Annotated in this window: 19 protein-coding genes and 1 pseudogene; all 20 read right to left on the reverse strand. The window is 43.2% G+C overall.

Features of this window, described 5'->3' with window-relative positions; genetic code table 11:
- Window positions 1-371: 371 nt before the first annotated feature.
- Window positions 372-1,244 (reverse strand): CHAP domain-containing protein, encoded by an 873-nt coding sequence (locus BXY41_RS15340; RefSeq protein ID WP_104437743.1) that lies wholly within the window; start codon window positions 1,242-1,244, stop codon window positions 372-374.
- 87 nt (window positions 1,245-1,331) lie between these two features.
- On the reverse strand, window positions 1,332-1,760 hold the full coding sequence (locus BXY41_RS15345) for a phage holin family protein (RefSeq protein WP_104437937.1): 429 nt from the start codon (window positions 1,758-1,760) through the stop codon (window positions 1,332-1,334).
- A gap of 125 nt (window positions 1,761-1,885) precedes the next feature.
- Entirely contained in the window at window positions 1,886-2,278 is a 393-nt protein-coding gene (locus BXY41_RS15350; protein ID WP_104437744.1) for a hypothetical protein, read from the reverse strand.
- Between the two features lie 429 nt (window positions 2,279-2,707).
- On the reverse strand, window positions 2,708-3,454 hold the full coding sequence (locus BXY41_RS15355) for a hypothetical protein (protein ID WP_104437745.1): 747 nt from the start codon (window positions 3,452-3,454) through the stop codon (window positions 2,708-2,710).
- A gap of 15 nt (window positions 3,455-3,469) precedes the next feature.
- On the reverse strand, window positions 3,470-4,021 hold the full coding sequence (locus BXY41_RS15360; RefSeq protein ID WP_104437746.1) for a collagen-like triple helix repeat-containing protein: 552 nt from the start codon (window positions 4,019-4,021) through the stop codon (window positions 3,470-3,472).
- Window positions 4,022-4,025: 4 nt separating this feature from the next.
- Window positions 4,026-5,291: a hypothetical protein gene (locus tag BXY41_RS15365; RefSeq protein WP_104437747.1), complete on the reverse strand. Its 1,266-nt coding sequence runs from the start codon at window positions 5,289-5,291 to the stop codon at window positions 4,026-4,028.
- Complete coding sequence (locus tag BXY41_RS15370; protein WP_104437748.1) at window positions 5,291-5,476, reverse strand: hypothetical protein; 186 nt, start codon at window positions 5,474-5,476, stop codon at window positions 5,291-5,293. Before BXY41_RS15370 ends, BXY41_RS15365 begins: the two co-directional genes overlap by 1 nt.
- A gap of 70 nt (window positions 5,477-5,546) precedes the next feature.
- On the reverse strand, window positions 5,547-5,882 hold the full coding sequence (locus BXY41_RS15375) for a hypothetical protein (RefSeq protein ID WP_104437749.1): 336 nt from the start codon (window positions 5,880-5,882) through the stop codon (window positions 5,547-5,549).
- 52 nt (window positions 5,883-5,934) lie between these two features.
- Complete coding sequence (locus BXY41_RS15380) at window positions 5,935-7,878, reverse strand: hypothetical protein (RefSeq protein WP_104437750.1); 1,944 nt, start codon at window positions 7,876-7,878, stop codon at window positions 5,935-5,937.
- Window positions 7,879-7,889: 11 nt separating this feature from the next.
- Window positions 7,890-8,276: a DUF6711 family protein gene (locus tag BXY41_RS15385; RefSeq protein WP_104437751.1), complete on the reverse strand. Its 387-nt coding sequence runs from the start codon at window positions 8,274-8,276 to the stop codon at window positions 7,890-7,892.
- Window positions 8,277-8,294: 18 nt separating this feature from the next.
- Window positions 8,295-11,261 carry a phage tail protein gene (locus BXY41_RS15390; RefSeq protein ID WP_104437752.1) on the reverse strand — a complete coding sequence of 989 codons (2,967 nt, stop codon included), beginning with the start codon at window positions 11,259-11,261 and terminating at the stop codon, window positions 8,295-8,297.
- Window positions 11,262-11,273: 12 nt separating this feature from the next.
- Window positions 11,274-11,588: pseudogene (locus BXY41_RS15395) on the reverse strand (Gp15 family bacteriophage protein); the annotation flags it as partial.
- Between the two features lie 13 nt (window positions 11,589-11,601).
- Window positions 11,602-11,901, reverse strand: a complete 300-nt coding sequence (locus BXY41_RS15400; RefSeq protein WP_104437754.1) for a hypothetical protein — start codon at window positions 11,899-11,901, stop codon at window positions 11,602-11,604.
- Window positions 11,902-11,915: 14 nt separating this feature from the next.
- Window positions 11,916-12,365: a phage tail tube protein gene (locus tag BXY41_RS15405; protein ID WP_104437755.1), complete on the reverse strand. Its 450-nt coding sequence runs from the start codon at window positions 12,363-12,365 to the stop codon at window positions 11,916-11,918.
- 5 nt (window positions 12,366-12,370) lie between these two features.
- Window positions 12,371-12,778, reverse strand: coding sequence for a phage tail terminator protein (locus tag BXY41_RS15410; protein WP_104437756.1), 408 nt, complete (start codon window positions 12,776-12,778; stop codon window positions 12,371-12,373).
- Window positions 12,778-13,158: a hypothetical protein gene (locus BXY41_RS15415; RefSeq protein WP_104437757.1), complete on the reverse strand. Its 381-nt coding sequence runs from the start codon at window positions 13,156-13,158 to the stop codon at window positions 12,778-12,780. Before BXY41_RS15415 ends, BXY41_RS15410 begins: the two co-directional genes overlap by 1 nt.
- Entirely contained in the window at window positions 13,158-13,415 is a 258-nt protein-coding gene (locus BXY41_RS15420; RefSeq protein ID WP_242980213.1) for a hypothetical protein, read from the reverse strand. The genes BXY41_RS15415 and BXY41_RS15420 overlap by 1 nt, the downstream gene beginning before the upstream one ends.
- A gap of 85 nt (window positions 13,416-13,500) precedes the next feature.
- Window positions 13,501-13,887, reverse strand: a complete 387-nt coding sequence (locus BXY41_RS15425) for a head-tail connector protein (protein ID WP_104437759.1) — start codon at window positions 13,885-13,887, stop codon at window positions 13,501-13,503.
- Window position 13,888: 1 nt separating this feature from the next.
- Entirely contained in the window at window positions 13,889-14,161 is a 273-nt protein-coding gene (locus BXY41_RS15430) for a hypothetical protein (RefSeq protein WP_104437760.1), read from the reverse strand.
- Between the two features lie 12 nt (window positions 14,162-14,173).
- Window positions 14,174-15,133, reverse strand: a complete 960-nt coding sequence (locus tag BXY41_RS15435; protein WP_104437761.1) for a major capsid protein — start codon at window positions 15,131-15,133, stop codon at window positions 14,174-14,176.
- Window positions 15,134-15,142 lie beyond the last annotated feature (9 nt).

Raw genomic sequence — 15,142 nt, forward strand, 5'->3', positions numbered from 1 at the left:
TTGTCAAGATGTTGACAAAATTTCTACAGGTTTATAAATATAGCATATCATGTTTGAAAAACATTGTAAATCCCTACTAAAAAGCTTATTATCTCCGTTAAATCCTGATTTAGTTAAGTAAATTAGAAGCTTCAAAATGTCTCTAACTGTCCGTAGGCGTTCCGAAATGCCTACCATTGTTTTGAGTTTAATTAAGTAAACTCCTGTTTAACGGAATAAATCGCATTATGTAGACATGTATTTTCTACGTTATGCACAAATTATACTACGTTTATTTGTATATATTTACAATGCATTCCTTTGATAGGTTCTATAGCACCATATTAATTTATATATCTTCCACTTACTCTGGAAAACATGTTTAGAGATTTCTATTTCACTAGTCCCGGATATTGCAGTGCTCCATCTTTATCCGGTGTGAGCCTTACCGGTTCCGTTATCATCTTACCATCAGCGTCCATGGCATAGATCTTTCCAGAATTCTCCACCAGCTGAGACTTGCACATAGCTCCATCAGGTCCCAGGTAATACCATGCGCTGTTATATTTGTACCAGGTGTTTGTGACCATCATGCCAGCGCCGTCAAACCAGTACCAGAGGTTCTTTTCTTTATCCTCATGCCAAGCATTTCGAACGCACTCCCCGGTATCTCCATTGTAAAAACGCCATCCGCCGTTCTCTTCTTTCCAGCCGGATTTCTTTTCCTCTGTCAGAAAAATACTCCAATCTGGCCGACCATATCCCATAATCCTTTCATAGGACAAGCTATAGGACTTCTGGCAGACTCCCCCGCCATTCTCAATCACGCCACTTGCCCCGGAAGTATTTCCCTCTATTGTTTTTACCTTGGTAGAAGTAACCTCTGTGACAATACCGGTATGATACGCCCTGGTACCGTTTGTGAAGAAGATCACGTCTCCCGGCTCCGGTTTTATGTGCCATCTGCCAGCCGCTTTAAACTGATTTACACCCGTAGGACAATAATGGTACGGTTTACCGGCCAGAAGTTTCTTGGCAGCTTCCAGACCAAACATCTGGACAAATACCTCCGATACGAACATAGCGCACCATGCCTGTCCCTGCAGATTATAACCGGTATGAATCTTGTAATCCCTGGCAAAGCAGGTAAAATTGTTACTTCCTGCATTGGCTGTAAAGTCATCTAAATTAGCATTGCTTTTCTTTTCTAGATACCCGTTCCAAGCTTTTGCCTTATTAATTAAATCATTCACTGCATTACTCATGTATATTCCTCCAATCGAAAAAGGACCCAGGAGTATCCCAGGTCCATAAAGTTGTGACATTACAACCGTTGCGACGGTCGCAACAAATTAAGTGTTATCCGGCAGCTCGTCCGTGTACTGTGTAAGGAATTTCTTTACTGTCTCCCATAAGCGCTTCACCGGCAGACCACACAGAGTCATGTTTTTAAGAATGCTTACCAGCTCATATGCTATGTACAGTAGTCCGAAGAACTCCGCCACCCCAATGGCATTCACCGGCAGATAGGACCGGATTGCTTCCGGAATGAAGCCGATCAGATTAAGATGTACGATCCGATCAAGTATCAGTAGGAACGCCAATGAAGCTACCATGGAGATCTTCCGTATCGCTCCATCAATGCCGAAACAGCTGTTAAACTTATGCTCCTTAATCGCTCTGATGCAGCCGAAGCAGGTATCCATCACCACTGCTAAAATAACCAGTTTAATAATCGGGCTTCCCCATGCCAGGGCAAGTAGTTCTGTAATTCTATCCATTTTCATCATCCTCACTCTTTCCTAATTTTCATTTAACCATTTCTGAGTTTTCGCTAACCAGTAAACAGGCACCTGTTCGATTGTTATAATGCTATTTCTAATTCTTTTCCCATAAAATTCACCCATTACTGCACACCCCCTTCTGCCAGTTTGGCCACAGTCTCTCCCAGATCTGTGATAGCGAAATCCTGGGTCTGCTGTCCAGCCTGCAGTTCCTTTACTGCCTTTGCTAACATGTCTACATCAGTAATGTTAAAGGTTACATCAAGTCCCGCCAGAATCCCATCCGTAGACCATAAGGCGGTAACATTCTGTGTCAGGCATTCCTTGTTTACCGGATTTGCACAGGTAAGGCCCTCACTGTTTTGCACCTGGTAGGCACTTAAATTCTCCGGAGTAAGCATTGCCAGCGTTGTAAGGTACTCCTGAGGATCCGAAAAAATCTTTCGGAAGCTTTCCCCGTTGCTGCTCTCCTCAATTTCAATAATATTTTCATTCTTTAAAATAATTTTGTCCATGTTATAGACTCCTTTCTGCCTCTTAGGCATAAAAATAAGCCCCAATAAGGGACTGGTTTAAAAGTTTATTTACTTAAATAGCAATTTAAATAACAAAGCTAATGCCAGTGATTTATTTAATGTAAGTAGTGCCGTTACAAATATACACGATTTATCCAATGTCGGTTATGTCACAAATTTTAATGGTGGTGGAAATGCCATAGCGCCTGGGCGCTGGAGGGTTTACAACGATTCTGGAACTGCCGCAAATGCTCCATATAGTGGTGCGGTTAGTGGATATGTAGAAGTTGTTGTGAACGGCAATGCAGCAGCTAACGGAACTAAAGTATGGCAAACACTATATGACCATAATGGTGACGTGTATACTAAGGTTATCACAGCTGGAACAGGATACGGCACTTGGAAAAAACTAACTTCATAAATGATCATTTAAGTACTGTATTGAACTTTTTTCCACGGCACACTCCATGTGGATTGCCCCAGCGTAAATCTTCCGATGTAAAAATCAGAGGTTGATTCTGGATAAATTTTAACAGTAACATAATTATCGGCGTGCTTGAAATATTCAACGTATCCCCAATCAGAAACCCCGGTAGGCTTGTCGGTATAAGCAATATTTGCATATCCGAAACATCCACTCAATATCCCCTTTGTATTAACCATGTAAGTTATATCATTTAAGAGGTTAACGCTTTGCCCCGGACCAACAATATCACCTATGCGTGGCAAGAAATTAGATATGTAAGATAGATCGCTTGGGGCTTTGTTTTTTAATACTGTTAAATTGCTATTTAGCTGAGCATACAAATCATACAGTGTTTTCCCATACCTGGCATCAAGAGCGAATCCGGTTGCTGTGGTTTGTCCATTATTAACCAACTTACTAAGGGTTAACAGCGTATCCTTTAAGGCCACGAAATCTTGGAAAAACTTTTTCACCTTTCCCGCAAAGGTTTTTGTACTCTCTCCTGCGACTGGAACTGGAAAGCCAGTGGAAACCGTATCCACTGTAGAAATTTTCGTTGCTGAGATATCGCCGTCCGAACTATCCACTAAGGTTCCAAGTTTTGATTCTAAAGTCGATCCGTCTTCCAAGAAAACCACATCTGCAGAAGTATGTAAGTGATAAATATTTCCTCCAGCATCTTGGAATTCGGCTTTTATTTTATTTGCCATATTTAGTCAATCTCCTTATCCAATAATTTTCAGAAAAAGCTTACGATCCACAGCTGTTTCAAGCGATGTTCCGACTTTTATACCGTCCCCATCTTTTCCATCAGCTCCCTTTGCACCGGTTGCGCCAGTCGGGCCTGTAGCTCCTGTTTGACCGGTGGCTCCTGTGGGACCGGCTGGTCCTAAAATACTTCCTACGTAAACCCACTTTGCTGTAGTTGCATTCCCAGCAACAGTACAAATATAGACCCTTCCTTTGTCCGCACCGGTTCCCATATTAACGTAATAGTCGTCTACAAGAGCAGAGGATACACCTGATCCGCTGAATACTGTGGCGGTTGTGCTTGTACCTGTAATTCCAGTTCCGCTGTTCCACTTGCTTCCGCGCTGGCCTGTTGCGCCCGTATTACCATTTGCACCCTTTAGCACCCCTGAATCTAATTTCTGCTGGAATGTTTGTCCGTCAGTAAAGTAAACTAAATCAGCAGTTGTTTGTACGTCAGCATCCCCCTTTAACTCACCAGTTACTTCATCATAAACCTGAACCCTTACTTTGTATGTTTCTGCCATATTCTTAATCCTCGCTTTTCTTTGATATAATATTTAATCCCATAGTTGGGCTTATTTTAATACGTTCCTGGACTCCGGCTGTTTGCTCATCGGTCACTTTTAAATACCAGGTATTCTTTTTACGCTGACTCACTGGGATATTTTCCTCCATTGGTACTATGTGGGATCTTTTATTTGTTATAGAATCAATTAACGACTGAGCCCATACCGTTGCCCCCTCTGTCCCTAAAATGCCAGTGGTATCGATAGCTTCAATCCCTGTAAGTGCTCCAGGATTAGCCTGCCCGGCATAAGTAGCCGCTCTATCCGCTTCACTTTTCGCCCTATTTGCTTCTGACTGCGCCTGACTTGCATAGTTACCCGCACCCTGCATATAGGTTTTAGCGTTGGCTTCACTGGTGGAAGCATCACCGGCTTTCTGCGCTGCAGTTAAAGCCGATGCCGCGGCTGAGTCTGCTTTATCTTTGGCAGACTGTTCACTTGTTGCTGCAGCTGTGGCTTTCTGGGTGGCAATTTGTGCACTCGATGCAGCGTTAGTTTCACTGGTGGAGGCATTCGTTGCCTTTTGTCTTGCTATATTTGCCTGCTCCGCGGCTATCTGTTCACTGTTTGCCGCAGCCTGAGCATTCTGGCCGGAAGTCGCAGCATTTAACTTCACCTGCTCATAGTAATACTTGGCGTTATCTGTTTCACTTTCCGGAAAGTCTTCATCACCCTCTGTATACCGTTTTGCATTCTTTTGATACTGCAGGGCAGCATCACGGGCGGACTGAGCGTCCAGCATATACTGCCTAAACTCTGTCTGTATGGCAGCATCAAGCTTTCCCATAGTCACAGATCCGTCAACTATATTTGCCCTCATAACCCGATCATTGATCGTCATGGAGATCGTGGCAGTGCTTTTCACTGAATAAACGAACCGCGTCAGATCAATGACTTTCTTCGTTCCGTCCGCCAGTGTGAGAACTAACTTATCATCGTCCGTAATATCAAAGTTTGTTACAACCTTTTCAATATCCAGATCATAGGATTTTACAGAACCGTTTAGCAGCGTTACGGTAAGTATTCCGGTATCAGTATCTAGCGTCACATCTTTTACCATGGTGTTTACTATGGACTGATCGGCTTTGTTTGCATCAATCTGTACGATCCGGTTATCAGCTTCCTTGATACCATTTTCTATTTTCAGAAGGTGGGTACGGTTTACCGCTGTCTTTTGAGATGGCCAGTTCTGCCAGTCTGTTATGTAATAATATGGTTGGTATGGCATTAACCCTCTCCTCCTTTCTTCTTAGGCTGTTCCGGCTCTTTAATTTCTCCAGGTGTTCCGGAATCTAAAATTTGAGCAATTACAGCTATGCTCTTAGCGCTTTGAACTCCCGTAGAAATAATTCCGTTTAGAAGAGCGCCGATCTGTGCAATCTGATCCTCTGTGTAAGTAATTACTTTCTTCAATTTTTTCCTCCTTTCTGCACACAAAAAGAGCGGGGAAATTATCCTCGCTCTGTGTTATAGTTTTATTTAGTTATTGAACCCAAACGCCATCCGATCCGACTGTATAGCCGTCAGGGGTTGTGGTGTCATGAAGCATTCTGCTAAAGTTATCGAAATAGTACCACTTGCCATCAATTTGAGCCCATGTGCTTTGCTTGGACTCTCCATTTTCGTCGAAATAATACCAATTTTCCTTTGTATATTTCCATTGGCTTATGAGTTTTGTTCCATCTTCTTGGACATACACCCAAACGCGATCAGTGTCTGTATATTTTAGTGCGCCTAATCCTTCTTGTGCACAAACGGTAAAACTTGTAAATATACTAATTAAAAGCGCAAAAAGAGTAACTAATTTATTTTTTTTCATTTTGTATACCCCCTTTTACATTAGGATATATCATTATTAAAAAATTGTCAACTTACCTCTCCAGCGCACCTACCCTATTATACAAGTCCTTTAACATTCGTAACAATCCCCAACCTGCTGTCCATGAATCCCTTAAATAAACATCAGAGCACTGAATACTTCCGCCTGTATCTATTGTTCCTATTCCATTAATCGTAACTCCCCCATATCCTTGACCGCCTACATATAAAGAAGCATAATCCCCACCCGGACTTCCTTCAGGAGCACCTTGAGAATTGACCCTAAACCACCCTCTATTTGACCGTAGCAGATTCGTTCCATCAGCACTAACATAAAAGTCCCCAAATGCCACGGCGTTACCATTTGCATAAAAAGATGTTGATGATAAATTACCGGAAAACACCCCATTAATAGCAACGATGTTCCGGCAGGTCAGCTTTCCATCACTGGTCATACTGGAAAAGTCTGAGGTCCATGAGAATCGGTTTCCTCTGATATTTACGCCACCACTCTCAACAGAAATTTCCGCCGATACATCACCCTTACTCACCTTTGCAAGTATCTGATCCGCTGTAACTCTAAATTGCCCCTCTGTATACTCTTTTAAATTCTTTACAGATAAATTAATTTGATCCGCTGTGAGTTTTAATGATGCCTCTGCCTGCGTTGCCCTGGTTACTTCCTGAAGGATCTGTTCCGCTGTTTGAATGAACTTTGATTCAGTTTCTTCTTTTAAGTCCGATAATCTGGCAGAGACTTCTCCCACAGATTTTTTAATAATAGCCGTCTTTCCTTCCAGCTGAATAATCTGAGTCGGGATTCCAAAGCTTTCCTTTCGCTCCCTGGTACCGGCCGCTTCAAAGGTGTCCATCATTGCCTGAATGCCTTTTATGGTCCGTTTCAGGCAGTAGGTTTCTATCACATCATCACTGGTGTAACAGATAATCCCATCCCCTGGCTCTATCCAGGGAAGCGCCTGTGTTACGATCTTGCAGGGGCGATATACCTTTCCGGATATCTGGTCATATACTGTGATGGCTATATTAAGCAGATCCTCCGCCTTTTTACCGAACACAAGGAAATTACCCTGTATGGTATATGCGTTGGTTCCCCTGCCATAGGAAGCACCCACATCCCCCTCTTCCTGCCTGATCTGTACCTTATCGATACCATAGGTCAGGAAATCTTCATAGGTAGTCCCTGACGGGTTGTAATGGGACAGGGTTTCGCCTTCTAGCTGCGAGGGAAATATATCGTCTGCAGGATAAAGTTCCTCTGACGGGAAGAGTCCGGACGATCCCAGGAAGACATACTTAAATCTGCCGGTAATATCAATCTGACCAAAACAGCCATTAATTTCACAGATCGCTTTCATAGCATCTCGTCCGGACAGCTTAGATGGATCAATGGATCTTGTTACTTCCATATCGTCCAGTGGTAGCGTGATCTCCTGCTGCCGGATCCCAATGAATTCACACAGGGAATCACGATATTTTTTTAATGTCATGGGAAAGGTTAGACTGCGGTACCAGGCTGACACATCAATATCGAAATTCAGCATACGGTCATAGGCTACGATCTTTTTCTTACTTACATCTGCCTGCCGAACAAAACTGGCAACCTTATAAATTCCCAGCATCATTTCATAATCGCCCACTTCTATGGACAGTGTAAATTCTTTCCCGGTAACGTCCATATTGACATTATTAACGATGATCTCCAATCTGGCAGCGCTGCATTCCCCAAATTTTAGATCCTTAGTGTCGCATACTGCCTGCTCCAATACGAACGATTCTGACGAGATCTGGTCCTTATCAACCAATAACATGGGAGTATCATCTACTGGAAACAGATCATCTGACGGCCACACATTATCTCCTGGATATAGTAAATCAATGCTTCCATCGTAAAATCTAAGTCTGGCCGTCTTTACCGTCTGTTTAAAGATATTGTTTTCCCGGTATAGGCTTTTTATTTCCTCCGGAATTTCAATCATTCGATTCCCTCCTAATATTCTATAAGTTCAAACGTGATCGGGCGATACAACACCGTATTTTCGTACGACATTAAAACAGAAAACTCAACATCTGGTATGTAAAAATTCCCCGAAGCATAATCATTTGTTTCATCGTTCCAGTACTCAATGACTACAAGAGTGCGCTTTGGAAAATGTCTCTGTAACTCTATTTTATCTTCCAGATACAGAGGCGGAGTGGTGAAAGTAATTGTAGACCTTGTGTGCGGAAGGACATTCCGATGTGTTAATCCGGTTGAGTCCGTCCAGGGATTTAAGTCTGATTGACGGTTCGGCGTTGATTTATATTCTTGAAAAAACTTACCACTTACTACATAATCAGATACTTTCATTAAATATCCCCGATAATTTGTATCCATAAACTTTCACCTCCTCCCTTAAGTATTAAAGGCTGATACGCCATTTTTACTCATATATTCACTGTTTAAGCTTCTCATTGTGTCAAACATTTCCTTTGCTGTCAGCATTGCCTGCGGATTCTTTTCACTAATAATTTTAAGTAAAGCTTTCATTTCCCTTAACAGCATAAGCATTTCCACGGTTGCAATGTCATTTCCCCTGCCCTGAACAGCTTTATCAAGCAACTCCTGGAGTTTGTTTTCAGGAGCCACCACTTCACCATAACGAGTATTATCCCCGATCATGGCAAGCTGAGGAGTATTGGCTTTCACAAATCCGCCCTGAGCCAGACGCGGAATGGAGACTTCATTTATATGTGGTATATCAAATCCGAAACTGTCAAAGCCTACCGCTGCCGCTATCTTATCCGGTATATCAATCTTAAATCCGCTAATGGCATCAGCTATCTTATTAACAGACTTTATTACACCGTTGGCCATCTTCTCCACTCCACCAATGATATAATTAATGGAGATTTTAATGGCATTCCAGATTGCATCAAAGATATTTACAGTGGTAGTTTTTACCCCGTTCCAGATTTCCTCCCATTTTGCTTTGATCTCGGCGAGTTTGTTTGTGATGCCATCTTTGATTTTTCCTATTGTTTCAGTAATTCGTGTTTCGATTGCGGTCCATATATCTTCTGCAGCAGATTTTACTAGATTCCATTTTAGTTCCCATTCAGCTTTTATGGCTTCAACAACTGTTTTAATAATAGATGCAATGGTATTTATTACAAGAGATACCGCATCCTTTATGGAATCCCAGGTGCTTGTAAAAAATGTCTTTATCCCTTCCCAGGCTCGATCCCAGTCACCAGTGAAAACTCCAATGATAAAATCGATCAGGCCGCCTAAAGCTGTTAGAATATCTTCTACAACTTTGCTCACGCCTCCGAGAAACTGAAAGAATCTGTCAATGACATCGGAAACAAACTTAGCAATGACCGGTGCTGCTGCATCCATGAACCAAAGAATGAATGGCTTTAATATATTTTCCCACAATACAGAAATGGCATCCGCTACCTTGCCGCCTAACTCCAGGAACTTATCAATCAGAGGGGATAAATATTCCTCTCTAAACTTTCCGAACTGGTCTGAAAGTTGCGTTATAACCGGAAGAAAGTAAGTATTATAAACTTCCAGAAACTTAGTTGCAATCTCTGTAAAGCCCTGCTTAAAAGAATCAAGCATCGGCTTTATGTGTGCGTCATACGTTTCGTTTATCTTTGTAAATGCTTCATCAGCAATTGACTTTAACTCAGAAAATATAGGCTCTACCGCAGTAAACGTATCTTCAAGAGCCTGCTTAATAAGATCTTTGTTCTGAATAAATGGCGCGGTAATCATATCCAGAATATCTCTGCCAAACTTTCCGGCCAGTTCCGTCACACCCATAAAGGCACTTGAAAAGATGCCTATAATATCGGCGGTAATCTGCTTTGCACTATCACTGCGAAAAGCTGAAAAAATTGTTGCAAATGCGACATTGAAGTTACCCGCAATGTCCGCTATCCTACCGCTGATATCAAACATCGATACCAGATAATCTTTAATCTGCTGGTTATTCTGCTCCAAGTATAGGTTGATTCCACCAAGCAGGTTATCTGCGATCGTAGCACCTACGGAGGCTATGCTCCCAGCTGCCTTCCCAAGATTAAGAGCGATCCGGTTCCCTAAGTCCTCTGCTGCTGCCAATACCGCAGGATCCGTAAAAATATCTTTCAGGCTCTTTCCGATTCCCTGGACTGATTGCTGTATGCTGTCCAGAACGGAAGTATCACCAAAAGCAATATTAAACCCACCTTTAAATAGATTGGCGAGCTCCTTGGCTTTATCAATCAAGATTTGGTATTTATTACTGGCTTCCTCTACTCCAGAAGTGTCCAACTGTCCCATATCAAAACTGTCGGCAGCATATCCTCCGCTTCCTCCTGAACCTGAACCGGAATCAGAGGTTGTGATAACATTTAGTTTATCAATGTTTGACAGACTGTCTTTAACCTTTTTCCCGGCTTTCTTTGCAGAATCTCCAACGGCACCCACTGCACCGGAGGCATTATCTGCAGCACTGGCGACTGCTTCCATACCTGCTGCCGTTGCCGATACGCCGCCATCTGAGCCTTTCTTCCCCATTATTAACTCAGTAAAGGATTTGAAGGCATTGGCCAGGCTCATTAGCTTACCGATTATGGTATTAATCACCTGAATAACCGGAGTCAGTACATTAATAAGTCCCTGACCTATGGTAGCTTTCAGGGAGTCGAATTGTAGTGTTAGAATACGCACCTGATTGGCCCATTGATTACTGGTGCGGCTGAAGTCACCTGTGGCAAGAGCCAGCTGATCCTGCACAAACTGATACCGCAGGGCTACCTTTTCAGCCTCGGACATTTTAGCCGTAACCTTACCGTAACCATTCGCCATGGCGTAGGCATCAAGGGCATTCTGAGTCATTACAATACCCAGGTCTTTTAACGTCTCGGTCTCTCCGGTGAAGACTGATTTCAATTTTGTATACGCCTCATCCTGAGATATGTTATAGAAGGATGCCACATCACCGGCAAGACCTGTTAGAGTGGTGGACATATCATAAGCTGCACTTTCTGAAAAGCCGAAAGCCTTTGCCATAGCTCCAAATGTACCCGTGAATTTCTTGGCCATTGTCTCGGAAAGACCAAACGAAAGCGCTGCATTCTTGGCAAAGGCATCAATCTGTTTTGACATCTTAGGAAATGTCACATCAACAACGTTCTGGACCTCTGTAAGATCTGACCCCAGTTTGATTGCACTCTTACCAAAATTAATAATCTTCTTAACAGCAAAAGCGGCAGCCAGAGCCTTTCCTGCCTTTGCAGCAATGCCCTGAATGCCAGCCATCTGTTTATCAAAACTATTTTTATTTACGACAAGATCTAGTCCGATCTGCCCCACGCTATCAGCCAACTATACCACCTCCTATCTGCACATGTCTGCAAGCATATTCTCCAGCGCTTTCATTTCCTGATCATAAGTAGCCAGCGACATTGTTTCTGCTTTCCGGTTTCTCCAGGCATCATATATACGTTTCTGATCTCTATTAAAACCTTTTATCACTTTCTTATCTGTCTCCGCTCGAATTGCCACGATCCTGCCCAGAGGAGTTTCGGGATCGATTCCGGAAAGCAGAGACTTAAACTCATCCCAGCTAACAGTTTCAAATTCTTTTGTCCGTATTCTCAACCCGTACTGCGTAAGAAAACTGGAAACAATTAAGTCCCAGTCTTCAAATAGATCGTAGTACGGGTCACTGCTCTCCCTGAGCGTTCGTTTCTCCTGTAATCAAGTCTATTGCCTCATGAACTACTACTATCAGATCATTAAAGTCAAGCTTTAGCTTTTCAATTTCTTCTTTTGATTTATCAGGAAACAGCATGTTATATGTGGTTAAAATTTCATTGATACCGGGATCATCTGATCCCATTAATCCCATAACCTTAAGCATTGTGGGAGCGTCTGCATTAACTTCCAGCTTCTTTCCCTTAATCTTTAGCGAAGGATTCCCCTCAAAGGAAAGCTTATCTGTAATATCAACAACTCTTGCCATCTTCTATATCCTCCTTATTCTCCTGATCCAGCAGACGCTGCTGTGAACGTGGGTTTACCCTTACATTTCACTTCAAACTCCAATGCATCTGCTGCCGTACTGTCACCACCGGCTGGTGTGGTTACGTTGATGATTGAGTTACAGGTTACCTTTGCGCCTGATGGCATTTCCCATTCAAATGGCGCTACCACATCATTACCAGATTTCCACGCAAGACCAGCAACATAATCATTGCCCGGATCGCCATAGGTTCGTTTACCCTGAAAAGAAAATGACAGCTTTTTACTGGTCATCATAGCGTCTCCCCAACCTTCATGTTCCATTGCGTTCCACTCTTCCACGCCACCTTCAATACTGGGGGCAAAATTCGTCAGGTTGGCAATCATGGTCATTGTATCCTTAAGCCCATTTAATCCAACCTTAAACTTGTTGTTATTTACTGGGTATACCTTTGCGTCTCCCATTAATCTCACCTGTTCCTTTCATAAATAAAATCCAGCCAGATTACATATTCATACACTCCACTATCATCTGAACCAACGTCCTGCGGTTCAGGAACCATCAAGCTCAGATAATTGATAGGGGTATCTCCTATGGTAAGGCTGGTTACACATCTTAGTCTCTCAAACAGCTCAAAAGCCGCTCTCTCTGTCTCGTCCTTGCTTTTATTCCAGTGAACGAGTAAAGAAACCGGCTTTGTATCGTAGGTGGTGCATTCCATTCCGCCAATGGCGATATTTGCAGGTCCGGACGACGGCCGGCTATAAACTCCAATGGATTTCTGACTTTTATTATCCAGCTTCCCCATATAGACGTTGTCGTCTGCAGCGATGTTCAGACTGGAGATATACTGACGGATATCTTTTAAAGACAGCATCACACACCACCTACTTTCTTGTATAATTTCTTAAATTCTTTTGATGCAAATTCAGCCTTGCTTCCTCCAGGTAACCAATCCTCATACCACCGGCCTTTTGCATTTGGATTCTCATGCGTCTGGAAATTATATTCAGGATGATAATAAAGCCGTCGTGCATAAGGAGTATTGTTCACCAGTTGTACTTTCCCTTTTGACGAATCTGAATAATCAGCAAAGAAACTTTCGTTCTGTAAATTTCCAGTATCAAACGGAACAACCTGTGCTTGGACAACTTCAGTATGTACCGCATCTACAGTCATTTCCAGAGCTGTCACTGCCGCCTGTGTTAGTTGTCGGATCCGGGGCATATTCATTTTAACCGTTGATTTAACCTGCATCAGATTACCTCCAGGGTGCAAAAGTTTACGGTGCCGTCCGGATTCCGGTTCTTAGTTCCCTGCTCAATCCGCCTCTCTTCCCCAAATATAGTAACGGTACCTCCGCTTAAAGTTGGGAAGTCTGGCGCAATATCACCTGGAAACATAGCCGTACCGGTTATCTGGACCAGTTTCTTTTCTGCTGTGAGAATTGTTTTTGCCCTGTCCTGAAAATTGCACTTCAAATCCAGATCAGCCTTGTATTTTGGCTCACCCAAGTTGTTAGTTTCCTCACTTTCCAAGTGAACGTGAATATTTGTCTTACATAGGCTTTTTGGTACTAAACATGGATATTTCATAGGCTTACCTCGCTAACCGGCAGCACAAGCCCGTCTGGGACAGCTGTGCATATACATCACGCTTCATGGCAACACCTTTATCCATGAACACATTCCAGGAGCTCCCAAACTGCGCAGATACTCCATTGATACTATAACTGGATAAGATCGTGTTGATCTCGTCAGCATTCTCATGCTCAAAGTCCGCCTGCAGACATACCACTTCCTGAATGACTTCCTGCTGAAACTCGGTCAAATTGGAAAATCCCCGACCCACAATTCGATTGTAAGTCAGAGAATCAATATGGCGGCTGGCTTGTCGGAGCACTCTCTCCAACTCATCTTCTGGTACCGTTCTGCCTTTATAGGTTTCTTTGTAATAATCCGGTGTTACATAGGGGATATAAGCCATCTTACTCACCGGCCTTCTGGTTTGCAGATTTACCTTTCTTTACTTCCTTATCAAGTTCTTTTTCCGCATTTTCTTCCGGGGCGTCAGGATTCTCCTCTCTAGGTTTCCCCATATCTTCCGCTGGATCCTCAGATTCCGGCAGATCCTCTACTTCATACCCATGGCCTTTGAACCAATGTAATAGGCGCGGATCCTCTGTCTCTCCCACACCGTTGCAAAAAGGTACGCTGGCGGACGTACCTGTATACTGTTTGTTGGGTGCAAATACTTTCATGGAAACCCCTCCTTATTTTACTTTAATATTACGGAATGCCCCAGCTGCTTTGGAAGCCTTTAAGGCGATTGCTGCATTCATTTCCACTTCACCAGTCTTTACTGCTCCTGACGTCGTAAAGTCAGGAAGCCAGGTCTGAACCGGTGCTACTCCTGCAAAGGAAACGCCGTGAAGTCCATCAAGCGCCAGTCTTGCCGCAAAGAGGGATGTGGTTCCTTTGGTTGCATCAATGTTGACCACTTCATCATTGGTTCCCGGTTTTGCTCCCAGATCTACGAAAGGAATATTTCCGTAAGCTTCCACGTTGGTTCCCCAATCACTCTTTGTCACTTGATACATGGAGGCACGTCTTGCACAGGCTCTCAGTTTAGAAATCAGTTTAGTATTGCCTGCAATGAAAGACGGTTCTCCATCAAGTCCCCGGAGGAATTCGTCGAGCATATCCAGGAAGTACTGGAAATTATCCGTTACCATCTGGGACGTGGATAAATCAATAGTGGACGATCCAACATTGTACTCTGTTGAACTGCCAGCCAAGGCCTTTTCCAGACCATCAAAAGCGTTGCTGTCCACTGCACTGTCACCGTTAATAAAGGTATCATTAAACAATGCCTGAGCCGCCTTGATTTTCTGGGACTGCTGTAAATCGATTTCAGATACGATACCTCCCATATTGGCGATAACACGGTCGATCTGATAGGATCCACCAAATACCTTAATATCCACAGAATGACGTTCCTTGGTCACCTCATGAGGTGTATACTCCTTATTAATCTCACGGAACTGCGCCGTAGGCTGTGTTTTCAGTCTAGTGTAGGAATAAGTAGGAGTTGCTCCGCCTCCGGTTGGGGAAACGGCATCATCGAACGTGATATGATCCAGGATCCAGTTGGATTTTCTGAATTCATCAATCACCCCGATCTGCAGGTCGTCCTGCACATTTTTTCTTGCTTCTTCTAACGTAATAGCCATAGTCTTTTC

It is taken from the genome of Lacrimispora xylanisolvens (assembly GCF_002934545.1).
Taxonomy (GTDB): Bacteria; Bacillota; Clostridia; order Lachnospirales; family Lachnospiraceae; genus Lacrimispora; species Lacrimispora xylanisolvens.

What these genes read in the sequence shown, in the direction of transcription:
- BXY41_RS15385 (WP_104437751.1), bottom strand. Translation starts at nt 8,276, where the DNA reads ATGGATACAAATTATCGGGGATATTTAATGAAAGTATCTGATTATGTA.
- BXY41_RS15425 (WP_104437759.1), bottom strand. Translation starts at nt 13,887, where the DNA reads ATGGCTTATATCCCCTATGTAACACCGGATTATTACAAAGAAACCTAT.
- BXY41_RS15350 (WP_104437744.1), bottom strand. Translation starts at nt 2,278, where the DNA reads ATGGACAAAATTATTTTAAAGAATGAAAATATTATTGAAATTGAGGAG.
- BXY41_RS15410 (WP_104437756.1), bottom strand. Translation starts at nt 12,778, where the DNA reads ATGCTGTCTTTAAAAGATATCCGTCAGTATATCTCCAGTCTGAACATC.
- BXY41_RS15340 (WP_104437743.1), bottom strand. Translation starts at nt 1,244, where the DNA reads ATGAGTAATGCAGTGAATGATTTAATTAATAAGGCAAAAGCTTGGAAC.
- BXY41_RS15365 (WP_104437747.1), bottom strand. Translation starts at nt 5,291, where the DNA reads ATGCCATACCAACCATATTATTACATAACAGACTGGCAGAACTGGCCA.
- BXY41_RS15380 (WP_104437750.1), bottom strand. Translation starts at nt 7,878, where the DNA reads ATGATTGAAATTCCGGAGGAAATAAAAAGCCTATACCGGGAAAACAAT.
- BXY41_RS15355 (WP_104437745.1), bottom strand. Translation starts at nt 3,454, where the DNA reads ATGGCAAATAAAATAAAAGCCGAATTCCAAGATGCTGGAGGAAATATT.
- BXY41_RS15405 (WP_104437755.1), bottom strand. Translation starts at nt 12,365, where the DNA reads ATGGGAGACGCAAAGGTATACCCAGTAAATAACAACAAGTTTAAGGTT.
- BXY41_RS15415 (WP_104437757.1), bottom strand. Translation starts at nt 13,158, where the DNA reads ATGCAGGTTAAATCAACGGTTAAAATGAATATGCCCCGGATCCGACAA.
- BXY41_RS15400 (WP_104437754.1), bottom strand. Translation starts at nt 11,901, where the DNA reads ATGGCAAGAGTTGTTGATATTACAGATAAGCTTTCCTTTGAGGGGAAT.
- BXY41_RS15375 (WP_104437749.1), bottom strand. Translation starts at nt 5,882, where the DNA reads ATGAAAAAAAATAAATTAGTTACTCTTTTTGCGCTTTTAATTAGTATA.
- BXY41_RS15345 (WP_104437937.1), bottom strand. Translation starts at nt 1,760, where the DNA reads ATGGATAGAATTACAGAACTACTTGCCCTGGCATGGGGAAGCCCGATT.
- BXY41_RS15435 (WP_104437761.1), bottom strand. Translation starts at nt 15,133, where the DNA reads ATGGCTATTACGTTAGAAGAAGCAAGAAAAAATGTGCAGGACGACCTG.
- BXY41_RS15430 (WP_104437760.1), bottom strand. Translation starts at nt 14,161, where the DNA reads ATGAAAGTATTTGCACCCAACAAACAGTATACAGGTACGTCCGCCAGC.
- BXY41_RS15360 (WP_104437746.1), bottom strand. Translation starts at nt 4,021, where the DNA reads ATGGCAGAAACATACAAAGTAAGGGTTCAGGTTTATGATGAAGTAACT.